Origin of the sequence: Rhodococcus sp. RS1C4 (assembly GCF_002258225.1) — a bacterium.
In the GTDB taxonomy this organism is placed as follows: Bacteria; Actinomycetota; Actinomycetes; order Mycobacteriales; family Mycobacteriaceae; genus Rhodococcoides; species Rhodococcoides fascians_E.
In genome coordinates this window covers 121,991-141,117 of sequence record NZ_NOXZ01000039.1, presented here as the reverse complement: position 1 = coordinate 141,117, position 19,127 = coordinate 121,991, and the positions used below count along the sequence as shown (strand labels likewise).

12 protein-coding genes are annotated in these 19,127 nt (G+C 64.8%); 7 read left to right on the top strand and 5 right to left on the bottom strand.

All coding sequences use genetic code 11. The features are described 5' to 3' along the window. The first annotated feature begins 99 nt into the window (after window positions 1-99). The 5 genes from CH289_RS21110 (at window position 100) to treZ (ending at window position 9,222) form a co-directional block, all read left to right on the top strand. Window positions 100-552: a MarR family winged helix-turn-helix transcriptional regulator gene (locus tag CH289_RS21110; protein WP_019665890.1), complete on the top strand. Its 453-nt coding sequence runs from the start codon at window positions 100-102 to the stop codon at window positions 550-552. Between the two features lie 91 nt (window positions 553-643). Continuing rightward, entirely contained in the window at window positions 644-2,755 is a 2,112-nt protein-coding gene (locus tag CH289_RS21105; protein WP_033188575.1) for an acyltransferase family protein, read from the top strand. Between the two features lie 34 nt (window positions 2,756-2,789). Beyond that, a complete protein-coding gene (glgX, locus tag CH289_RS21100) occupies window positions 2,790-5,048 on the top strand; it encodes a glycogen debranching protein GlgX (protein WP_019665892.1) in 2,259 nt (752 codons plus the stop codon). 5 nt (window positions 5,049-5,053) lie between these two features. Further along, complete coding sequence (gene treY / locus CH289_RS21095; RefSeq protein ID WP_019665893.1) at window positions 5,054-7,492, top strand: malto-oligosyltrehalose synthase; 2,439 nt, start codon at window positions 5,054-5,056, stop codon at window positions 7,490-7,492. After that, complete coding sequence (treZ, locus tag CH289_RS21090) at window positions 7,489-9,222, top strand: malto-oligosyltrehalose trehalohydrolase (protein ID WP_027498855.1); 1,734 nt, start codon at window positions 7,489-7,491, stop codon at window positions 9,220-9,222. Before treY ends, treZ begins: the two co-directional genes overlap by 4 nt. Before the next feature lie 104 nt (window positions 9,223-9,326). Here treZ and CH289_RS21085 read toward each other — a convergent pair whose 3' ends face one another. Beyond that, window positions 9,327-10,850 carry an MFS transporter gene (locus CH289_RS21085; protein ID WP_094728486.1) on the bottom strand — a complete coding sequence of 508 codons (1,524 nt, stop codon included), beginning with the start codon at window positions 10,848-10,850 and terminating at the stop codon, window positions 9,327-9,329. 112 nt (window positions 10,851-10,962) lie between these two features. Here CH289_RS21085 and CH289_RS21080 point away from each other — a divergent pair, with 112 nt between their 5' ends. Beyond that, the gene (locus CH289_RS21080) at window positions 10,963-11,499 is read left to right on the top strand and encodes a TetR/AcrR family transcriptional regulator (protein ID WP_019665896.1); all 537 of its coding nucleotides are present in this window, start codon (window positions 10,963-10,965) and stop codon (window positions 11,497-11,499) included. Here the strand turns inward: CH289_RS21080 and ilvA are convergent. From ilvA to CH289_RS21065, 3 genes are read right to left on the bottom strand one after another with little or no spacing between them, the layout of a single operon-like run. Beyond that, window positions 11,487-12,848, bottom strand: a complete 1,362-nt coding sequence (ilvA, locus tag CH289_RS21075; RefSeq protein WP_020111988.1) for a threonine ammonia-lyase IlvA — start codon at window positions 12,846-12,848, stop codon at window positions 11,487-11,489. The two genes, CH289_RS21080 and ilvA, sit on opposite strands and share 13 nt — an antisense overlap. Window positions 12,849-12,891: 43 nt before the next feature. Further along, entirely contained in the window at window positions 12,892-14,667 is a 1,776-nt protein-coding gene (locus CH289_RS21070) for a pyruvate dehydrogenase (RefSeq protein WP_020111987.1), read from the bottom strand. 16 nt (window positions 14,668-14,683) lie between these two features. Then, a complete protein-coding gene (locus CH289_RS21065) occupies window positions 14,684-15,118 on the bottom strand; it encodes a nitroreductase family deazaflavin-dependent oxidoreductase (protein ID WP_019665899.1) in 435 nt (144 codons plus the stop codon). 139 nt (window positions 15,119-15,257) lie between these two features. Between CH289_RS21065 and CH289_RS21060 the strand changes: the two genes are divergently transcribed. Then, the gene (locus tag CH289_RS21060) at window positions 15,258-15,500 is read left to right on the top strand and encodes a hypothetical protein (RefSeq protein ID WP_019665900.1); all 243 of its coding nucleotides are present in this window, start codon (window positions 15,258-15,260) and stop codon (window positions 15,498-15,500) included. Between the two features lie 10 nt (window positions 15,501-15,510). On the opposite strand, the gene dnaE is transcribed toward CH289_RS21060, so the two are convergent. After that, the gene (gene dnaE / locus CH289_RS21055) at window positions 15,511-19,047 is read right to left on the bottom strand and encodes a DNA polymerase III subunit alpha (RefSeq protein ID WP_019665901.1); all 3,537 of its coding nucleotides are present in this window, start codon (window positions 19,045-19,047) and stop codon (window positions 15,511-15,513) included. Between the last annotated feature and the right edge of the window lie 80 nt (window positions 19,048-19,127).

Genomic DNA, 19,127 nt, shown 5'->3' with positions numbered 1-19,127 from the left:
ACTTAGTTGCAGACGCGTCATAAATAGTTGCACACGCCTTATAACTGCGCAAGCTGCTAAACTCCGACTGAACTTTCGACAGGCTTCGAGGAGGACACAGTGGGAATCGCCGACGATTCATCCCTCATCCGCGCCCAGGGATGGCGAACACTCGCAGCGCTCCACGCGCACATCGAGGCCGAACTCGAACGCGCACTGCAGGCCGAGCACACACTCTCGGTGGTCGAGTACGCAGTCCTCGACGCGCTCGGTCGGCAAGACGGGTGGCATATGCGGATGCAGCAACTGGCACGTGCAACGGCTTTGAGCAGCAGCGCCACCACTCGATTGGTCAATCGACTCGAAGATCGAGGCATCCTCACACGAGTGCTGTGCAAGGACGACCGTCGAGGCATCTACACGGAACTGACCACCGACGGCCGAGCGCTGTTGGAACGAGCACGCCCCACGCACGACGAGGTTCTGGAAAGCTCACTGTCGTCGGCCGAGCAGATTCCCGAGTTGGCACCACTCGTCGACGCGATCCACCGATTGCCCGCAGCCGCTGGCTGATTGTTCACCCGGGGTTCAGGCACAGTATCGTTTGCCTCGAGAACTGCACTGCGTCCCCGTATTCGTCGACCGTCGGAGCTTTCACCCTCTTATGCACGCCCAGTACCAACCTGCCGGCACTTCCGTGCCCGCTGCTCCCCCGGTTCGGGCGGCCGACCCACGACCGGCAGTGCGGCAGGATCTCAACGGTCTACGCGGCGTCGCGATCGCTCTGGTCGTCGTCTTCCACATCTGGATGGGACGCGTCTCCGGCGGTGTCGACGTCTTCCTGACCTTGACGGGCTTCTTCTTCACGGCCTCGCTGATTCGCACCGCCCGCGCGGGTGGATCGATCGATCCGTTCCGTCGAGTCGCCCGCATCCTGCGCAGGCTCGGCCCCCCGCTCGTGCTCGTCCTGACCGGTGTGGCCGTCGCAACGATCGTTCTGCTCCCGCGCACGCGATGGGTCGACATCGGAAATCAGCTGGTCTCGGGCGTCTTCTTCTTCGCCAACTGGGAGTTGGCGTGGACCTCACAGGACTACTTGGCGGCGGACCCGACGGTCAGCCCGGTCCAACACCTGTGGTCCGTTGCGGTCCAATTCCAGTTCTATCTGATCGCCATCGCCGTCGTCTTCGGGCTCTCCTGGATTCTTCGCAAGTCACGCGGAGCATCGCGACCCAGCCCCGATCCTCGTGTCTACCTGGTGCTGTTCGTCGGCGCGGCACTGCTGTCCTTCGTCTACGCCGCAGACGGTACGTCGCGGCTCCAATCCTGGAATTACTACGACACGGGCGCTCGACTGTGGGAGATCCTGCTGGGGGCGGCCGTCGCAGCGATGTACGCCGCGAAACCACCCGTCCACGACGGGGCCGATGCATCGTGGCCGTCGAAGACAGCCCGCACGGCACTGGCGGCGGCCGGGTTGACCGCGATCGTCGCGTGCGGATTCATCTTCGACGGTGTGCAGGAGTTCCCGGGCCCCTGGGCACTGTTTCCCGTACTCGCGACACTCGCGTTGGTGCTCGCGGGACCCGACACGCCTGTCGCAGCGCTGCTCAGCACGCGATTCGGGCTGTGGCTCGGCTCGATAGCCTTTCCTCTGTATCTCTGGCACTGGCCGATTCTGATCTTCACCCTCGCGTACACGGGCGAACAGACCGCGGACCTGCTCACCGGCGCGTGCATCATCGGAGCGTCCGTGCTTCTGGCGATGCTGACCGTTCGCCTCGTCGAGAAGCCGGTGCAGGCGCCCGCCCGATCCATTCCACGCCTCGCGGTGACGGGCACCGCTGCGGTCCTTGCCCTCGCACTCGTGGCCGGTTCCGCCGGATGGAACTACTACATCCAGAGATCGGTCGCGGACCTGCAGGCCAACGACACCGTCGACCCGATCACTCATCCGGGCGCTCTCGAACTCACCGACGGCATCGTCGCCGAGGACGCACCGGTCAGTCCCGCGCTGTTCTCGGCACCGGAAGATCTGCCGATCACCACCGTCGAAGGCTGCATCGCGGACTTCGAGACGCGTGATGCGATCAGCTGCGAGTACGGCGACACGACCGCGAACCGGACCATCGCACTTGCCGGTAGCTCCCACGCGGAGCACTGGATCACCGCACTGGATCTACTCGGCCGCGAACACGGGTTCCGCGTCGTGACCTATCTCAAGATGGGCTGCCCACTCACCCTCGGCACGATGCCCATGCTCGGCGACAGCGAATACCCCGACTGCCTGGACTGGACCGAGACGGTACTGTCCGATCTCGCGCAGATACGACCCGATTACGTGTTCACCACCGCGACGCGGCCGAGGGACGACGGCCCGGGCGACGTCACCCCCGACTGGTACGTGCAGGTATGGAACGAGCTGTCGGCCTACGGCATCCCCGTCCTCGGTATCCGCGACAATCCGTGGCTCGAACGTGACGGCATCGCGTACCGGGCCATCGATTGCCTGGCCGACGGCGGCAACGCGACATCGTGTGGCATGGAGCGAGGCAACGCACTCGGGCCGATCAACCCAGCTCTCGCGGCATCCTTCCGGCTTCCGACGGTGTACCCCCTGGATCTCTCGAACGCTCTGTGCGACGGTCCGGTCTGCCGTGTCATCGAGGGCAACGTACTGATCTACCGCGACGAACATCACCTCACCGCTACCTACGTACGCACTCTGACCAGCGAGTTGGGGCGGCAGATGGCGTCGGCGACGGGTTGGTGGTGAGCCGGTTCGATCCGGCCACAGTAGGGTTTCCTTCATGTCTGTCGAAGCACCCAACGAATCACCCGCGATCGAAGTCTGGCCCGGGTCCGCGTATCCGCTGGGAGCCACCTACGACGGTGTCGGTACCAATTTCGCGCTGTTCTCCGAGGTTGCCGAAGCCGTGGATCTGTGCCTCATCGCCGACGACGGCACCGAGACTCGTATCCGTTTCGAGGAGTCGGACGGCTACGTCTGGCACGCGTACCTTCCGTCGGTGATCCCCGGCCAGAAGTACGGTTACCGAGTACACGGTCCGTGGGATCCGGCGTCGGGTCATCGTTGTGATCCGAGCAAGCTGCTTCTGGACCCGTACGGCAAAGCGTTCGAGGGTGACTTCGACGGTGACCGTTCGCTGTTCTCCTACAGCCTCGACGTTCCCGAGCCCGAGGAGGCCGCGGCTCCGGACGAGAAGCCGTACGAGGACGACGCGGATCTGGCGGATCCGGACCTCGAGGTCGTCGAGCCGGATCCCATCGCGCACGACGAGGCACCACGCGACGATTTTCCGCAGCACGATTCCCTCGGCCACACGATGACCACGGTGGTCATCAATCCGTTCTTCGACTGGCAGAACGACCGCGCACCGCGTCGGCCGTATCACGAGACGGTGATCTACGAGGCGCACGTCAAAGGCATGACGATCACGCACCCCGACGTTCCGGAATCGTTGCGCGGAACCTACGCAGGGCTCGCCCACCCGGCGATCATCGACCACCTGCTGAATCTGGGCATCACCGCGATCGAACTGATGCCCGTGCACCAGTTCATGCAGGATCAGACACTGCTGGACAAGGGACTGCGGAACTACTGGGGATACAACACGTTCGGCTTCCTCGCGCCCCATGCCGACTACTCGTCGAACCCGACGGCGGGCGCGGCCGTGACCGAGTTCAAGGCGATGGTCCGTGCGTTCCACGCGGCCGGTATCGAAGTGATTCTCGATGTGGTCTACAACCACACCGCCGAGGGCAATCACATGGGCCCGACCATCAGCTTCCGGGGAATCGACAACGCTGCGTACTACCGCCTCGTCGACGGCGATTCGGCCCACTACATGGACTACACCGGCACGGGTAACAGTCTCAACGCCCGCCATCCGCACACGTTGCAACTCATCATGGACTCGCTGCGCTACTGGGTCACCGAGATGCACGTCGACGGCTTCCGCTTCGACCTGGCGTCGACGCTGGCTCGTGAACTGCACGACGTGGACCGGCTGAGCGCCTTCTTCGATCTGGTCCAACAGGATCCGGTCGTCAGCCAGGTCAAGCTGATCGCCGAGCCGTGGGACGTCGGCGAGGGCGGCTACCAGGTCGGTAACTTCCCCGGTCTGTGGACGGAGTGGAACGGCAAGTACCGCGACACCGTCCGTGACTACTGGCGCGGCGAGCCCGCCACACTCGGCGAGTTCGCATCACGACTCACCGGATCCTCCGACCTGTACGAGGCCACCGGTCGTCGCCCCGGTGCGAGTATCAACTTCGTCATCGCGCACGACGGGTTCACGTTGCACGACCTGGTGTCCTACAACGAGAAACACAACGACGCCAACGGCGAGGACAACAACGACGGCGAAAGCCACAATCGTTCGTGGAACTGCGGTGTCGAAGGCCCGACCGACGACCCCGAGATACTCGACCTGCGCGCCCGTCAGATCCGCAACATCATGGCGACTCTGCTGCTGAGTCAGGGCACGCCGATGATCGCGCACGGTGACGAACTAGGTCGAACCCAGCAGGGAAACAACAACGTCTACTGCCAGGATTCGGAACTGGCATGGATGGATTGGTCGCTCGCCGAGACCAACGCGGACTTGATCGAGTTCACCAAGAACGCGATCGCGCTGCGCAACGACCATCCGGTGTTCCGTCGCCGCAGGTTCTTCGAGGGCCGGCCGATTCGCACCGGCGAGCAGGCCCGCGACATCGCCTGGTTGACCCCGGCCGGTGAGGAGATGACACCCGAGGACTGGGACAGCGGATTCGGCAAGAGCCTGACCGTCTTCCTGAACGGCGAAGGCATTCCCGAGCCGAATCAGCGAGGCGAGCGCGTCGTCGACGACTCGTTCCTGTTGTGCTTCAACGCCCATCACGAAACCATCGAGTTCCTGACCCCCGACGGCGAGTACGCCAAGGAGTGGACGGTCGCACTGAACACGGCAATCCTCACCGGGGTGAGTGAAAATGTCATAGAAGCGGGTACACCGGTCGAGGTGGCCGCCCGGTCACTCCTCGTTCTACGAAAGACGGACTGACACCAGTGTCCCATCCCCCGCGGCCGATTCCCTCGAGTACGTATCGACTTCAACTGCGAGGGGACGGGTTCACCTTCGCCGACGCCCGCCGGATCGTCGACTACCTCGACGATCTCGGCGTGAGCCATGCATACCTGTCGCCGATCCTCGAAGCCACCGACGGCTCGACCCACGGGTACGACGTCATCGACCCCACCTCGGTGTCCGCACCGCTCGGTGGGCGCGAAGGCTTCGAAGCGCTGGTCGCTGAACTGCATTCGCGTGGCATGGGCGTGATCGTCGACATCGTGCCCAATCACGTGGGCGTCGACGATCCGCGGCAGAACGCGTGGTGGTGGGACGTGCTGTCCAAGGGGAAGGCCTCCGAGTACGCCTCGTACTTCGACATCGACTGGGCGTCGGAGAACGGAGCCGACGGAAAGATTGCGTTGCCCGTCCTCGGATCGGCCGACGACACCGCGGCCCTGACGATCGACCGGTCCGGAGACACGCCGTTGCTCGCGTACTACGAGCACCGATTCCCCATCGCCGCCGGAACCCTCTCCGACGGACCCGGCACCATCCCTGACGGAGTCGGCACCGAGGACGCCGAGGCAGTCCATGCCGCGCAGGCGTATCGCCTCGTCGACTGGAAGTCCGGTCTCGTCGGGTACCGGCGTTTCTTCTCCGTCAACGGCCTCGCCGGTCTTCGGCAGGAGGACTTCGACGTGTTCACCGCGTCGCACGTCCAGGTTGCCAGTTGGATCACCGACGAGCTGGTCGACGGTCTCCGCGTGGACCACCCCGACGGATTGGCCGATCCCGCCGGCTACCTCACCGAGCTCCGCGAACTCATCGGCCCCGATCGTTGGCTGGTGATCGAGAAGATATTGGCGCGCGGCGAGCCACTGGATCCCGCGTTGCCGGTGCATGGAACCACCGGATACGACGCTCTGGCCGATCTCGGCGGTGTCTTCGTCGATCCGTCGGGTGCCGAGGCTCTCACCGAGCTGTCTCGTTCGCGGGGCGGAGCGCCGGGGGACGCGCAGTGGTTGCATGCCGCGGAGCGCGACTTGAAAACTGCTGTCGCCGAGGGCGATCTGGCTCCGGAGGTCAGGCGGCTGGCGCGCGCTGTCGTGCGCGAGTCCGGTTCGGACGCACCGTTCGAGTCGATCACCGCGGCGATCGTGGCCGTGGTGGCCCGGATGCCGTACTACCGGTCGGACTACGGGCCGCTGGCCGGGACGGTCGGCCGAGTCGTCGGCGACGTCGGGGCCGCCGAACCCGCCCTGGTCGACGCACTGGATGCGGTGACCGCTGCGCTGATCGCCGACGGCGAATCGGCGGTGCGGTTCGAGCAGGTGTGCGGTGCGGTCACGGCGAAGGGTGTCGAGGACTGCTTGTTCTACCGCGCCGCTCGGTTGATCTCGCTGCAGGAGGTCGGCGGTGACCCGGCGGAGTTCGGGATCTCCCCCGCTCAGTTCCATCTTGCGAATGCGGAGCGAGCGGCTCGGTGGCCCGCGGCGATGACGACACTGTCCACTCACGACACCAAACGCGGCGAGGACGTGCGGGCCCGAATCGGGGTGCTGTCGCAGACACCGGAACTGTGGTCGCGGTGCATCTCGGATTGGGAGGAGGTCGCCCCGAGTCCGGACGGTGCGACCGGACTGTTCCTGTGGCAGAACCTGTTCGGAGTGTGGCCCGCCGACGGCGTCGTCTCCGCCGAACTACGCGAGCGAATCCACGCGTACGCGGAGAAGGCCATGCGTGAAGCCGGCACCCGTACGGGATGGACCGACGTCGACGAGGCGTTCGAGGCATCGGTGCATTCGTGGCTCGACTCCGTGATGAGCGGTTCGGTCGCCGACTCGGTGACCATGCTGGTCGCACGGCTCGACCCACACGGACGAAGTGACGCACTCGGCCAGAAACTGCTCCATCTGCTCGGACCGGGAGTGCCCGACGTGTACCAGGGCACCGAGCTCTGGGAGGACTCGCTCGTCGACCCGGACAACCGTCGGTTGATCGACTACGACGTTCGACGTCGGCATCTGTCCGCTCCGTCGTCGACGGTGGTGGACTCGTCCGGATCGGCCAAGTTCGCGGTCGTCCGCGAGTCCCTGCACCTGAGGCGTGAACGCCCGGACAGCTTCGTCGGCGGAACGTACGCGCCGGTGTACGCGCAAGGTTCGTCAGCAGCGCACATCGTGGGATTCGCCCGTGGCCCCGTTGCTGCAGCCGCGGACGTGATCGCCGTCGCCACCCGACATTCCCTCGGGCTCGATTCGGGCAGCTGGGGGTCGACGACGATTGCACTGCCGGCGGGCCGGTGGCGAGATCGTTTGACCGACAACGAGTACCACGGCGTAGTCAAGGCCGACACACTGCTGTCGTCCTTGCCCGTTGCTGTGCTCGTGCGTGAGATCACCGTGAGCGATACGTCAGGAGAACGTGACGCATGACCCATCGTTTCGAAGTTTGGGCTCCGACCCCCACCACGGTGCGCGTGGACGTGAACGGCACCGTCCATGCGATGACCAGAGGTGACGGCGGCTGGTGGCACGCCGACGTCGACGCCTCCCCCGATGCCCGGTACGGTTTCGTCCTCGACGACGATCCGGCGGTGATTCCCGATCCTCGGTCGCCGCGGCAGCCGGACGGCGTGCACGCGCCGTCTCAGCTGCACACGCTCGATCCGTCGGGCTGGACGGACTCGTCGTGGACCGGTCGTCAACTGCCGGGTGGGGTGATCTACGAACTGCACATCGGAACGTTCACGTCCGAGGGTACGTTCGACGCGGCGATCGAACGCCTCGACCACCTCGTGGACCTCGGCGTGACGTTCGTCGAGGTCATGCCGGTGAACGGATTCAACGGTACCCACAACTGGGGGTACGACGGTGTGCTCTGGTACACCGTTCACGAGGGATACGGCGGCCCCGACGGTCTGCAGCGCTTCGTCGACGCGTGCCATGCTCGCGGCCTCGCGGTGGTGCTGGACGTGGTGTACAACCACCTCGGTCCGTCCGGCAACTACCTGGAACGGTTCGGCCCGTACATGACGCAGGGCGCCAACACCTGGGGTCAATCCATCAACTACGCGGAAGCTCAGTCCGGTGTGGTGCGTCGGTACGCAATCGACAATGCTCTGCGCTGGTTCTCCGAGTTCCACATCGATGGATTACGGCTCGACGCGGTGCACGCCATCGTCGATCACACCGCCGTCCATCTCCTCGAGGAGTTGGCCGTCGACACCCGTCGGCTCTCGGCGCACCTCGGCCGACCGCTGACGCTGATCGCGGAGAGCGACCTGAACGATCCCACGCTGGTGACCGCGCGTTCCGGCGGCGGGTACGGGCTCGACGCGCAGTGGGACGACGACATCCACCACGCAATCCACGCTGCTGTCTCCGGTGAACGTCAGGGGTACTACGGCGACTTCGGATCGCTGAAGGGGCTCGCGAACACGTTGCGCCAGGGCTTCTTCCACGCCGGCACGTACTCGACGTTTCGGGGTCGAACCCACGGCAGGCCGCTCGACACGCGCCGAGTCCCGGCGAGCTCGTTCGTCACGTACACCACCACGCACGACCAGGTGGGTAACCGAGCCGTCGGTGACCGGCCCGGTTTCTACCTCAGCCCGGGTCAGCTGGCCGTGAAAGCCGCACTGGTTCTCACCTCTCCGTACACACCCATGTTGTTCATGGGCGAGGAATGGGGCGCGTCGACCCCGTTCCAGTTCTTCACCTCGCATCCGGAACCCGAGCTGGGCGAAGCGACGGCCGAGGGCCGCAAATCCGAGTTCGCCGAGCACGGCTGGGACAAAGAAGACATCCCGGATCCGCAGGACCCGGACACGTTCCTCCGGTCCAAGTTGGAGTGGACAGAACTGGGCACCGGAGATCATGCCCGGCTGTTGACCGTCTACCGGGATCTGTTGTCGCTGCGGCGTGCGCGGCCCGAACTCACCGATCCGTGGCTTCCGAATCTGAAGGTCGACTACGACGAGGACCAGCAGTGGATCGTGCTGCACCGTGGATCGCTCGCCGTCGTGTGCAACCTGTCCGATTCCACGGTGACCGTTCCGGTCGGGGGTCGCACCATGCTGTCGTGGGAGGAGCCGACGTCGAACGACACCGGCTCCGCCACACGCGTTCCAGGTCACTCGTTCGCGGTGCTCGAAACGTCCTGAGCAACGCGGCCGAGGCTCGGTTGTCACGTCCGGCGGAGCCGAGCTTGTTTCTACTTCCGGCGGAGCCGAGCTTGTTTCTACTTCCGGCGGAGCCGAGCTTGTTTCTACTTCCGGCGGAGCCGAAGGACGACGTAGACGGCGGTCGCTGCCATGACGGCGGCCGTCGCCACCGACGCCGTGTGCATGCCCTGAACGAACGCTGCATGCGCCGACTCGGTCAGGGCCGTTCCCAGCTCCGCCGGGAGGTCACGCGCGACTGCAGCCGCGCCGCCGAGTGTCTCTTGGGCGGACGCCGCGCGCTCGGAATCGAGGCCGGAGACGTCGAGCCCTCGGCGGAAGTAGGACATGACCACGGTGCCGAGAACGGCCACGCCCAGCGCGATCCCCAACTCGTATGCCGTTTCCGACACGGCGGACGCCGCACCGGCGCGTTCGGGACGGACGGAACTGACGACGAGGTCCGACGTCAACGTCAGTGCCGTGCCCGCGCCCGCGCCGACGAGAACGAAGCCGATGATGAACAGTGCCGGGCCGCCGTCGACGCGTAGCCCGAACAGCACGGCAGCACCGACAGCAGCAGCGGCAAGTCCTGCGCCGAGCACCGTTGCCGGAGACCAGATACGGACGAGGTACGCGGCCACCAGAGACGTCACGATGCTCGACGCCGTGCCTGGCAGCAGTAGCAAGCCCGCTTCCAGTGGGCTGTTGCCCAGCACGAGCTGAAGATACTGGGCGCCGAAGAAGAGCACGCCTGCCAGCGCGAACACCGACAGGAAGTTCGTGAACACCGCCGTCGAGAAGGCGGGGTTGGAGAACAGCCGTAGGTCGATCATCGGGTCGTCGAGCCGCCTCTGCCGCCGGACGAACAGAACGCCTGCACCGACACCGACCAGTGCCGCGCCGACGTTGACGGCGGATATGCCGTGGGCCGCGGTCTCTTTGACCGCGTAGACCAACGGAACCAGAGCGGCCATCGACAATCCCGAGCTGATCAGGTCGAACGTGCCGGGGTTCGGATCCTTCGATTCCGGTATCACGAGAGGACCGAATGCGATCAACGCGAGCATCACCGGGATGTTGATCAGGAACACCGAGCCCCACCAGAAGTGCTCGAGCAACCATCCGCCGACCAGTGGTCCGGCCGCTGCGCCGCCGCCTGCCATTGCGCCCCACACACCGATCGCCATGACACGTTGGCGGGGATCGGTGAAGATCGTCCTGATCAGACCGAGAGTGGCCGGCATCAAGGTCGCGCCCGAGACACCTTGCAGCACGCGAGCGGCAATCAACATTTCCGGGCTGGTGGCAAATGCCGCGACGACGGACGCGATTCCGAATCCGGCAGCACCGATGAGCAGGAGTTTCCGTCGTCCGATCCGGTCCCCGAGAGTGCCCATCGTGATGAGCAGCCCGGCCAGTACGAACGAGTAGACGTCGATGATCCACAGAAGTTGGTTGCTCGACGGTGACAGATCCGAGCTGATGAACGGTAGCGCCAGGTCCAGGACCGTACCGTCGACCGCGATCAAGAGAACCGCGAACGCCAGTACGACGAGACCGAGCCAGTCTTTCGGCGTCGCCCGCTGGGTCTGCGCCTGCGCGGCGGGTCCGACGCTGATGTCTTTCACTTCGTCACTCCTCGATGCTCTCACCCTCGACTGAACCGTCCAGCCGGTACAGCGACCGAGAGTAGCAGTGAACCGTCCAGCCGGTAAAGCGAAATTGGGTAGGGTGACGCACATGGCATCCGACACACGCGATCGCATTCTCGACGCCCTCGAAGAGATGCTCCTCGATCAAGGAGTCACGAAGGTCACCCTGGAAAGCGTCGCAGCCAAGGCAGACGTCTCCAAAGGCGGCCTTCTCTACCATTTCAAGACCAAGGACACGATGATCGCGGCCATGGTTCGACGCCTCGGCGAGCAGGCCGATCTACAACGTGCGGAGGCCGAGCGAGGCGGTACCACCGTCGCGCGGTGGTACCTGCAACCGCCCGAGGGCATCGCCGAGCACGAGGTGGCGCTGTACAGATCGACCCTCGCCGCCCTCCGCAGCGTCGACGGCAACCCCGGCGAGATCCATCAGGCGGTCATCGACATGATGCGACTGTGGGACGAGAGCCTGCGCACCGAGATACCCGACGAGGTGCACGCCGAGATCGTGCGCCTGGTCGGCGACGGAATCTACCTCGGCGCCCTGCTCGAACTTCCGCCCGTCGACGCCGACCTCCACCGGAAAGTGGTCGAGCGCCTGCTCGGGTCGGATCAGGTCAAGTAGCGATACGCGGGCGAACCCGGCTCGAGCTGCTCCACGGTCAACCCGGAGGCCCGCATCCGTTCGAGAAGCGCACTCAGGCCGCTGGCCACGCCCAGCTCGATGCCGACCAACGCAGCACCCGTCTCCCTGTTGTTCCGCTTCACGTACTCGAACAGAGTGATGTCGTCGTCGGGCCCCAGGACTTCGTCGAGAAAACGGCGCAAGGCACCGGGCTCCTGAGGAAAGTCGACGAGGAAGTAATGCTTCAGACCGAGGTGAACGAGTGACCGTTCGAGGATCTCGCCGTACCGCGAGACGTCGTTGTTGCCGCCCGATATCAGGCAGACGACGGTGCTCCCCGGCTCCACCGCGATCTGTGTCAACGCCGCCACACTGAGCGCCCCCGCCGGCTCGGCGATCACGCCCTCGTTCTGATAGAGCTCGAGCATCGCCGTGCAGATTGCACCCTCGTCGATCTGTGTCATCAGAAATGGGCCCGCGCCCTCATCGCGCGACGGGAACGTCGGCATCGCCACCAGCGGCAACGACGCGTGCGACACGACCTCGGCGCCGAGCGAACGCAGCGCTTCGAACGGGACGTCACCGATCCGGCGCACGGCAGCGCCGTCGACGAACGGGTCGATGTCGGACAACGTCACCGGACCCCCGGCCACCAACGCCGCCGTCATCGACGCCGCACCCGACGGCTCGACGCCGACGAGCGCCGTACCCGGTGCGCGTTCACGCAGATAGGTCGAGATTCCGGCAATGCATCCCCCGCCGCCGACCGGCATGACGACGGTGTCCGGTGCAGAACCCAGTTGCTCGACGATTTCCGCGGCGATCGTGCCCTGCCCGGCCACTGTCCGCTCGTCGTCGAAGGGAGGAACCATGGTCGCTCCGGTGCGCACGACATCCGCGGCGGCCGCTGCCGCGGCGGCGTCGAACGTGTCACCGGTGACGATCAACTCGACGAAATCCCCGCCGTGCACTCGAATGCGGTCCCGCTTCTGCTTGGGCGTGTTGGCGGGCACGTAGATTCGGCCGCGCACCTGCATCGCCCGGCACGCGAACGCGACACCCTGCGCGTGGTTGCCTGCACTCGCCGTCACGACACCGACTGCGAGCTCCTCGGGTGTGAGCTGGGCCATCAGGTTGTAGGCACCGCGGATCTTGTAGGACCGGACGATCTGCTGATCCTCGCGCTTGAGGTAGACGACGGCACCGGTCTCCCGGGACAGCCGCTCGCAGTACTGCAACGGCGTCGTGGCCACGACCTTCGCAATACGCTGCGCAGCGATGTCGATGTCATCCGCAGTCACTGCGAACGAACCGGTGCTGGGCGCGAAGACGTCAGGCGAGTTGGACACCCACCTATGCTGCCACCAGCGGCGGGTGCTCGACCAATCGGGACTAGCCTCGCGGCGAGAACTGAGACGGCAACGGCACGTTCCGGAGATTCGACTTCGCCATCTGCACGGCTTCCCCGACGCCTCCGTTCATCACCATCCTCGACATCGCGAGAGCGAACCCCTTGACCTGTTGGCCGGTGATGGTCGGGGGCAGAGACAACGCGTTCGGGTCGGTGACGATGTCCACCAGGGCGGGGCCGTCGTGTTCGAGCGCAGCGCGAAGGCCTGCTTCCAGATCACCCGGCTCGACGATCCTCTTGGAGAAGATCCCCAGCGCTGCCGCGACCGCTGCGTAGTCGACCGCAGGCACGTCGACGCCGAAGTCCGGGATACCGTCGACGAGCATCTCGAGCTTCACCATGCCGAGCGTCGAGTTGTCGAACACGACGATCTTGACCGGCAACTTGTACATCGCCACCGTCACCAGTTCGCCCAGCAACATCGACAATCCGCCGTCGCCCGACACCGACACGACCTGGCGCGTCGGGAACGCCACCTGCGCACCGATCGCGTGCGGTAGAGCGTTGGCCATCGATCCGTGCAACGCCGAAGAGATGAAGCGCCGCTGACCGTTCGGGTTCAGGTAGCGGGCGGTCCAGACGTTGCACATGCCGGTGTCGGCGGTGAAGATCGCGTCGGCCGCCGCGAGGTCGTCGAGGATGGACGCCGCGTATTCCGGGTGTATGGGAGTGCGTTGCCCCACCGGCTTGGTGTACGCGCCCACGACCTTCGTCATCAGCTTGCGGTGACGCTCGAGCGTACGGTCCAGGAACCCACGGTCGTCCTTGCGCTGCACCAGCGGAAGCAACGCGGCCAACGTGCTCTTCGCGTCGCCGTGCACGGCCAGATCCACGCTGGTTCGGCGTCCGAGGTTCTCGGCGGCGCTGTCGATCTGGGCGGTGCGTACCTCGTCCGGCAGGAACTGGTCGTACGGGAAGTCGGTGCCGATCAGGATCAGCAGATCCGCGTCGTGAATACCGTCGTGAGCGGCCCCGTACCCCAGAAGTCCGGTCATCCCGATGTCGAAGGGGTTGTCGTACTGAACGAACTCCTTACCGCGCAACGAGTGCCCCATCGGAGCACCCACCTTCTCGGCGAGTTCGAGCAACTCGGGCCGCGCGTCCCGGACACCCGCTCCGGCGAAGATCGCGACCGTGTCGGCTTCGTCGATGGCGCTGGCCAGCGCTCGAACATCCTCGTCCGCAGGCACCAGCGCTGGCCTGCCGGTGCGGACGTACGCGGGCGCCGAGCGCGCCGCAGGTTCGTCCGCGATGTCCCCGGGCAACGTCACCACCGCGACGCCCGACCTGCCGACGGCATGCTGCAGCGCCGAGTGGACCACTCGCGGAGCCTGTTCGGGCGTACTGACCAACTCCGCGTACACCGAACACTCCACGAACAACCGGTCCGGATGCGTCTCCTGGAAGAATCCGGAACCGATCTGCACGCTGGGAATGTGCGACGCGATGGCCAGCACCGGCGCGCCCGATCGGTTCGCGTCGTACAAGCCGTTGATGAGGTGCAGGTTGCCCGGCCCGCACGAACCGGCACAGACTGCGAGCTTGCCGGTCAACTGCGCCTCGGCGGCAGCGGCGAAGGCGGCGGCTTCCTCGTGGCGAACGTGAATCCAGTCGATGCCACCCGCCTTCGAACCGCCACTGCGTCGAACCGAGTCGACGATCGGGTTGAGACTGTCGCCGACAATTCCGTAGATGCGTTGGACACCGGCCTCGATCAGTTGGCCGACGATCTGATCGGCGACAGTCTCGGTACTCAATTTCTTCGGGCTCCTTCTATGCTCTCGACAGTACGAACACGGGAATCTCGCGGTCGGTCTTCGTCTGGTAATCCGCGTAATCGGGGTACGCCTGGACGGCGCGTTCCCACCACACGGCCTTCTCCTCCCCCGTCACTTCACGGGCGATGTAGTCGGCACGATCGGTTCCGTCCTGCAACTCCACGAGCGGCTCGGCCTTCACGTTGTAGTACCAGACCGGGTTCTTCGGCGCGCCGCCCAGCGAGGCGACGGCCGCGTACTCCCCGTTGTGCTCGACGCGCATCAGCGGCGTCTTTCTCAGCTTGCCGGACTTGTTGCCGCGCGTCGTCAGCAAGATGACTGGCATTCCGTTCATCGTGGTGCCCTCGGTACCGCCGGACCCTTCGAGCAGTTCGGCCTGCTCGCGTGCCCAATCGGATGTGCTGGGTTCGTACTCTCCTGTCAATGGCATGCACTCGAGTCAACACCTGTACCGCCCGGCGCGCCACCGACCGTGCACACGCACATCGAACAGAGAAGTTCGGTGGACCGAATCCTTCTGTGCGTATACCCTGACGTAGGAGAACAGCACTGCCGAAGGAGTCAGCGTCATGACCTACGCACTTCCCAGCACCACCCCGCGTCGGCGCACTCATGTCGGTACCGTCGACATCGCTGGGACCGCCTGGCCGGTCTACAAGGTCGAGGCGCTCGTGCTCGGAGCCCTCGTGTTTCTCGGCGCTCTGGCATTCACCACGTCGCTGCAGGTGGCAGTACTGACCGGTGCTGCGGCCACCGTCGTTACGTGGTGGACGCTGCTGTTCGCCGAACGCCGCGCGACCGTCCGCCGATAGCGTCCACGCATCAGCCTGCCAAGCAGCCTGGTCCGAGCAGCGCCTTCAAGTCACCCATCAAGGCCGACGTGGGCGTGACCCGCAGACTGTCGTCCAGCTTCATCGCCGTCACCTTGTCCCCACTGACCAGCCGGAGATGCACGTCGGACGTGCCCGGGTGACTCTTCAGAATCCGCTTCAGTGCTCCGACCTTGTCGGCCGTGCACTGACGGGTCGGGAGGCTGACGGCGAGAGGCTTCGCGACACCGACCGCCGAGAGGTCCGGCACAGCAAGGTCGTTGGCGATCAGGGAGATTCGATCGTCACGTACCGACACGCGCCCCTTGACGAGAACCACCGAATCCTCGGTCACGTCGGCGCCGAACACCGAGTAGGACTGCGGGAAGAACAGAACCTCGATTCCGCCGACGAGGTCCTCGAGTTGAGCCGACGCCCACGTGAGACCGTTCTTGTTGATCCGGCGGTTCACCGACGCGAGGATGCCGCCGATGGTGACCTGCGTACCGTCCTTGACATCGCCTTCGAGAATGGCAGGAATGTTGGTGTCCGACTGGGCCGCGAGCATGTGCTCGACGCCGAGCAGCGGGTGGCCGGACACGTACAGGCCGAGCATCTCGCGCTCGAGCGCCAATCGGTGCTTCGATTCCCACTCGTCCTCGGGGACACGAACATTGAACACCGCGGAAATCGACTCGTCGGCGTCCTCTCCGCCGAACAGATCGAACTGTCCGATTGCCTCGGCCTTCTTCGTGCCCATGACCGAATCGATGGCGTCGGCGTGAATGAGCATCAAGCCCTTGCGCGGATGATTCAGCGAATCGAACGCACCCGACTTGATGAGCGACTCGGTGACCTTCTTGCTGCAGGCCGTCGCATCGATCTTGTTCAGGTAGTCCGAGAAGTCGGTGTACTTGCTCTTCTCCTCGCGTGCCCTGATGATCGACGCCACCACGTTGGTGCCGACGTTGCGGACCGCGCCGAGACCGAACCGAATGTCCTTGCCCACGGACGCGAAGTTGAGTTCGGATTCGTTGACGTCCGGGGGCAGGACGGTGATCCCGAGCTTGCGGCAGTCCGCCAGGTAGATGGCGGACTTGTCCTTGTCGTCGGACACGCTGGTGAGCAGACCGGCCATGTATTCGCCGGGGTAGTTGGCCTTGAGATAGCCGGTCCAGTAGGACACCAGACCGTATCCGGCTGCGTGCGACTTGTTGAACGCGTATCCGGCGAACGGAAGAATGGTGTCCCACAGGGCCTTGATCGCGGGCTCGGAGAAGTCGTTGGCCAGCATTCCCTCACGGAATCCTGCGTACGCCTCTTCCAGCACCGACAGTTTCTTCTTACCCATGGCGCGACGCAGAATGTCGGCCTGTCCGAGCGAATACCCGGCGACCTTCTGCGCGATCTGCATGATCTGCTCCTGGTACACGATGAGGCCGTACGTGTCCTTCAGGATCTCCGCGAGAGGCTCTTCCAACTCCGGGTGGATGGGCTTGACCTCTTGACGACCGTTCTTGCGGTCGGCGTAGTCGTTGTGGGCGTTCATGCCCATCGGTCCCGGCCGATACAGGGCCAGAACGGCGACGATGTCCTCGAAGCCGGTGGGCTGCATTCGTCGCAGAAGATCACGCATCGCGCTGCCGTCGAGCTGGAACACGCCGAGAGTGTCTCCGCGAGCAAGCAATTCGTACGTCGCGGGGTCATCGAGCCCCAGCGTGTCGAGGTCGAGTTCGATCCCGCGGTTGCTCTTGATGTTGTCGATGGCGTCACCGATGACGGTGAGGTTGCGTAGGCCGAGGAAGTCCATCTTGAGCAGGCCGATGGCCTCGCACGAGGGATAGTCCCAACCGGTGATGATCGCGCCGTCCTGCGCGCGCTTCCACACCGGGATCGCGTCGGTCAGCGGCTCCGAGGACATGATGACCGCGCAGGCATGGACGCCGGCATTACGGATCAGCCCTTCCAGGCCACGCGCGGTCTTGTAGATCGTCGCGACATCGGGATTGGAATCGATGAGCGCACGAACCTCGGTCGCTTCCTTGTACCGCTCATGCGCCGGATCGGTGATGCCAGCGACCGAGATGTCCTTGGCCATGATCGGCGGCGGCAACGCCTTGGTGATCTGATCGGCGATCGCGAATCCGGGCTGCCCGAACTGAACACGAGCCGAGTCCTTGATGGCGGCCTTGGTCTTGATGGTGCCGAACGTGATGACCTGAGCGACGCGGTCGCTTCCCCACTTCTCCGTCGCGTACCGAACCATCTCACCGCGGCGACGATCGTCGAAGTCGATATCGATATCCGGCATCGACACACGTTCGGGATTGAGGAACCGCTCGAACAGCAGACCGTGCGGCAGCGGATCGATGTTGGTGATACCCATCGCGTACGCGACGAGAGAACCCGCGGCCGAGCCTCGGCCGGGACCGACGCGAATACCCACGTCGCGGGCGTGTGCGATGAGGTCACCGACGACGAGGAAGTACGCCGGGAAGCCCATCTCCAGAATCACGCTGATCTCGTACTTGGCACGATCGCGGTATTCCTGGGGCACACCGCCGGGGAACCGCCATTCCAGACCCTTGTCGACCTCTTTGGCCAACCACGTACCCTGCGTCTCGCCTTCCGGCACAGGGAAGATCGGCATCCTGTCACGGTGGGCCCACACATCGTCGTACGGCTGGACGCGCTCGGCGATGAGCAACGTACTGTCGCACGCACCCGGCACCTGATCGTCCCAGAGGGCCCGCATCTCGGCGGCGGATTTGAGGTAGTAACCGTCGCCGTCGAACTTGAAACGGGTGGGATCGCTGAGCGTCTTACCGGTCTGGATGCACAGCAACGCCTCGTGGTTCTCCGCGGCGTCCTTGGTCACGTAATGGCAGTCGTTGGTGGCGAGCGGCGGAATCTGCAGCTTCTTGCCGATCTCGAGCAAACCCTCACGGACCCGACGCTCGATCGACAGACCGTGATCCATGAGCTCGAGGAAGAAGTTCTCCGGACCCCAGATCTCACGCCACTTCGCTGCCGCTTCGAGCGCCTCACGGTCCTGACCGAGACGCAGACGCGTCTGCACCTCACCCGACGGGCACCCCGTCGTCGCGATGATCCCCTCCGCATGCGCGGCGATGATCTCCTCGTCCATCCGGGCCCACTTGCCCAACTGCCCTTCGATGGACGCGAGAGAGGACAGCTTGAACAGGTTGCGCACACCCGTCGCGTTCTCCGCGACCATCGTCATGTGCGTGTACGCGCCGCTACCGGACACATCGTCGGACTTCTGGCTGCGGTCACCCCACAGCACACGCTTCTTGTTGAACCGAGACTCCGGCGCGATGTACGCCTCGATACCGATGATCGGCTTGATGCCGGCTTTCTTCGCCTCGTTGTAGAACTCACTCGCGCCGTACATGTTGCCGTGGTCGGTCATACCGACCGCCGTCATCTCCAACCGACTCGCCTCTGCGAACAACGGCGCAATCTTGGCCGCTCCGTCGAGCATCGAATACTCGGTGTGGTTGTGCAGATGTACGAACGAGTCAGTCACGAAGATGTCTCCTACTGGGTCGAGCTAGATCGAGCCGGGTCGTACGGGCCGAGATGTCCGCGCGCGAAGTGCACCTGATT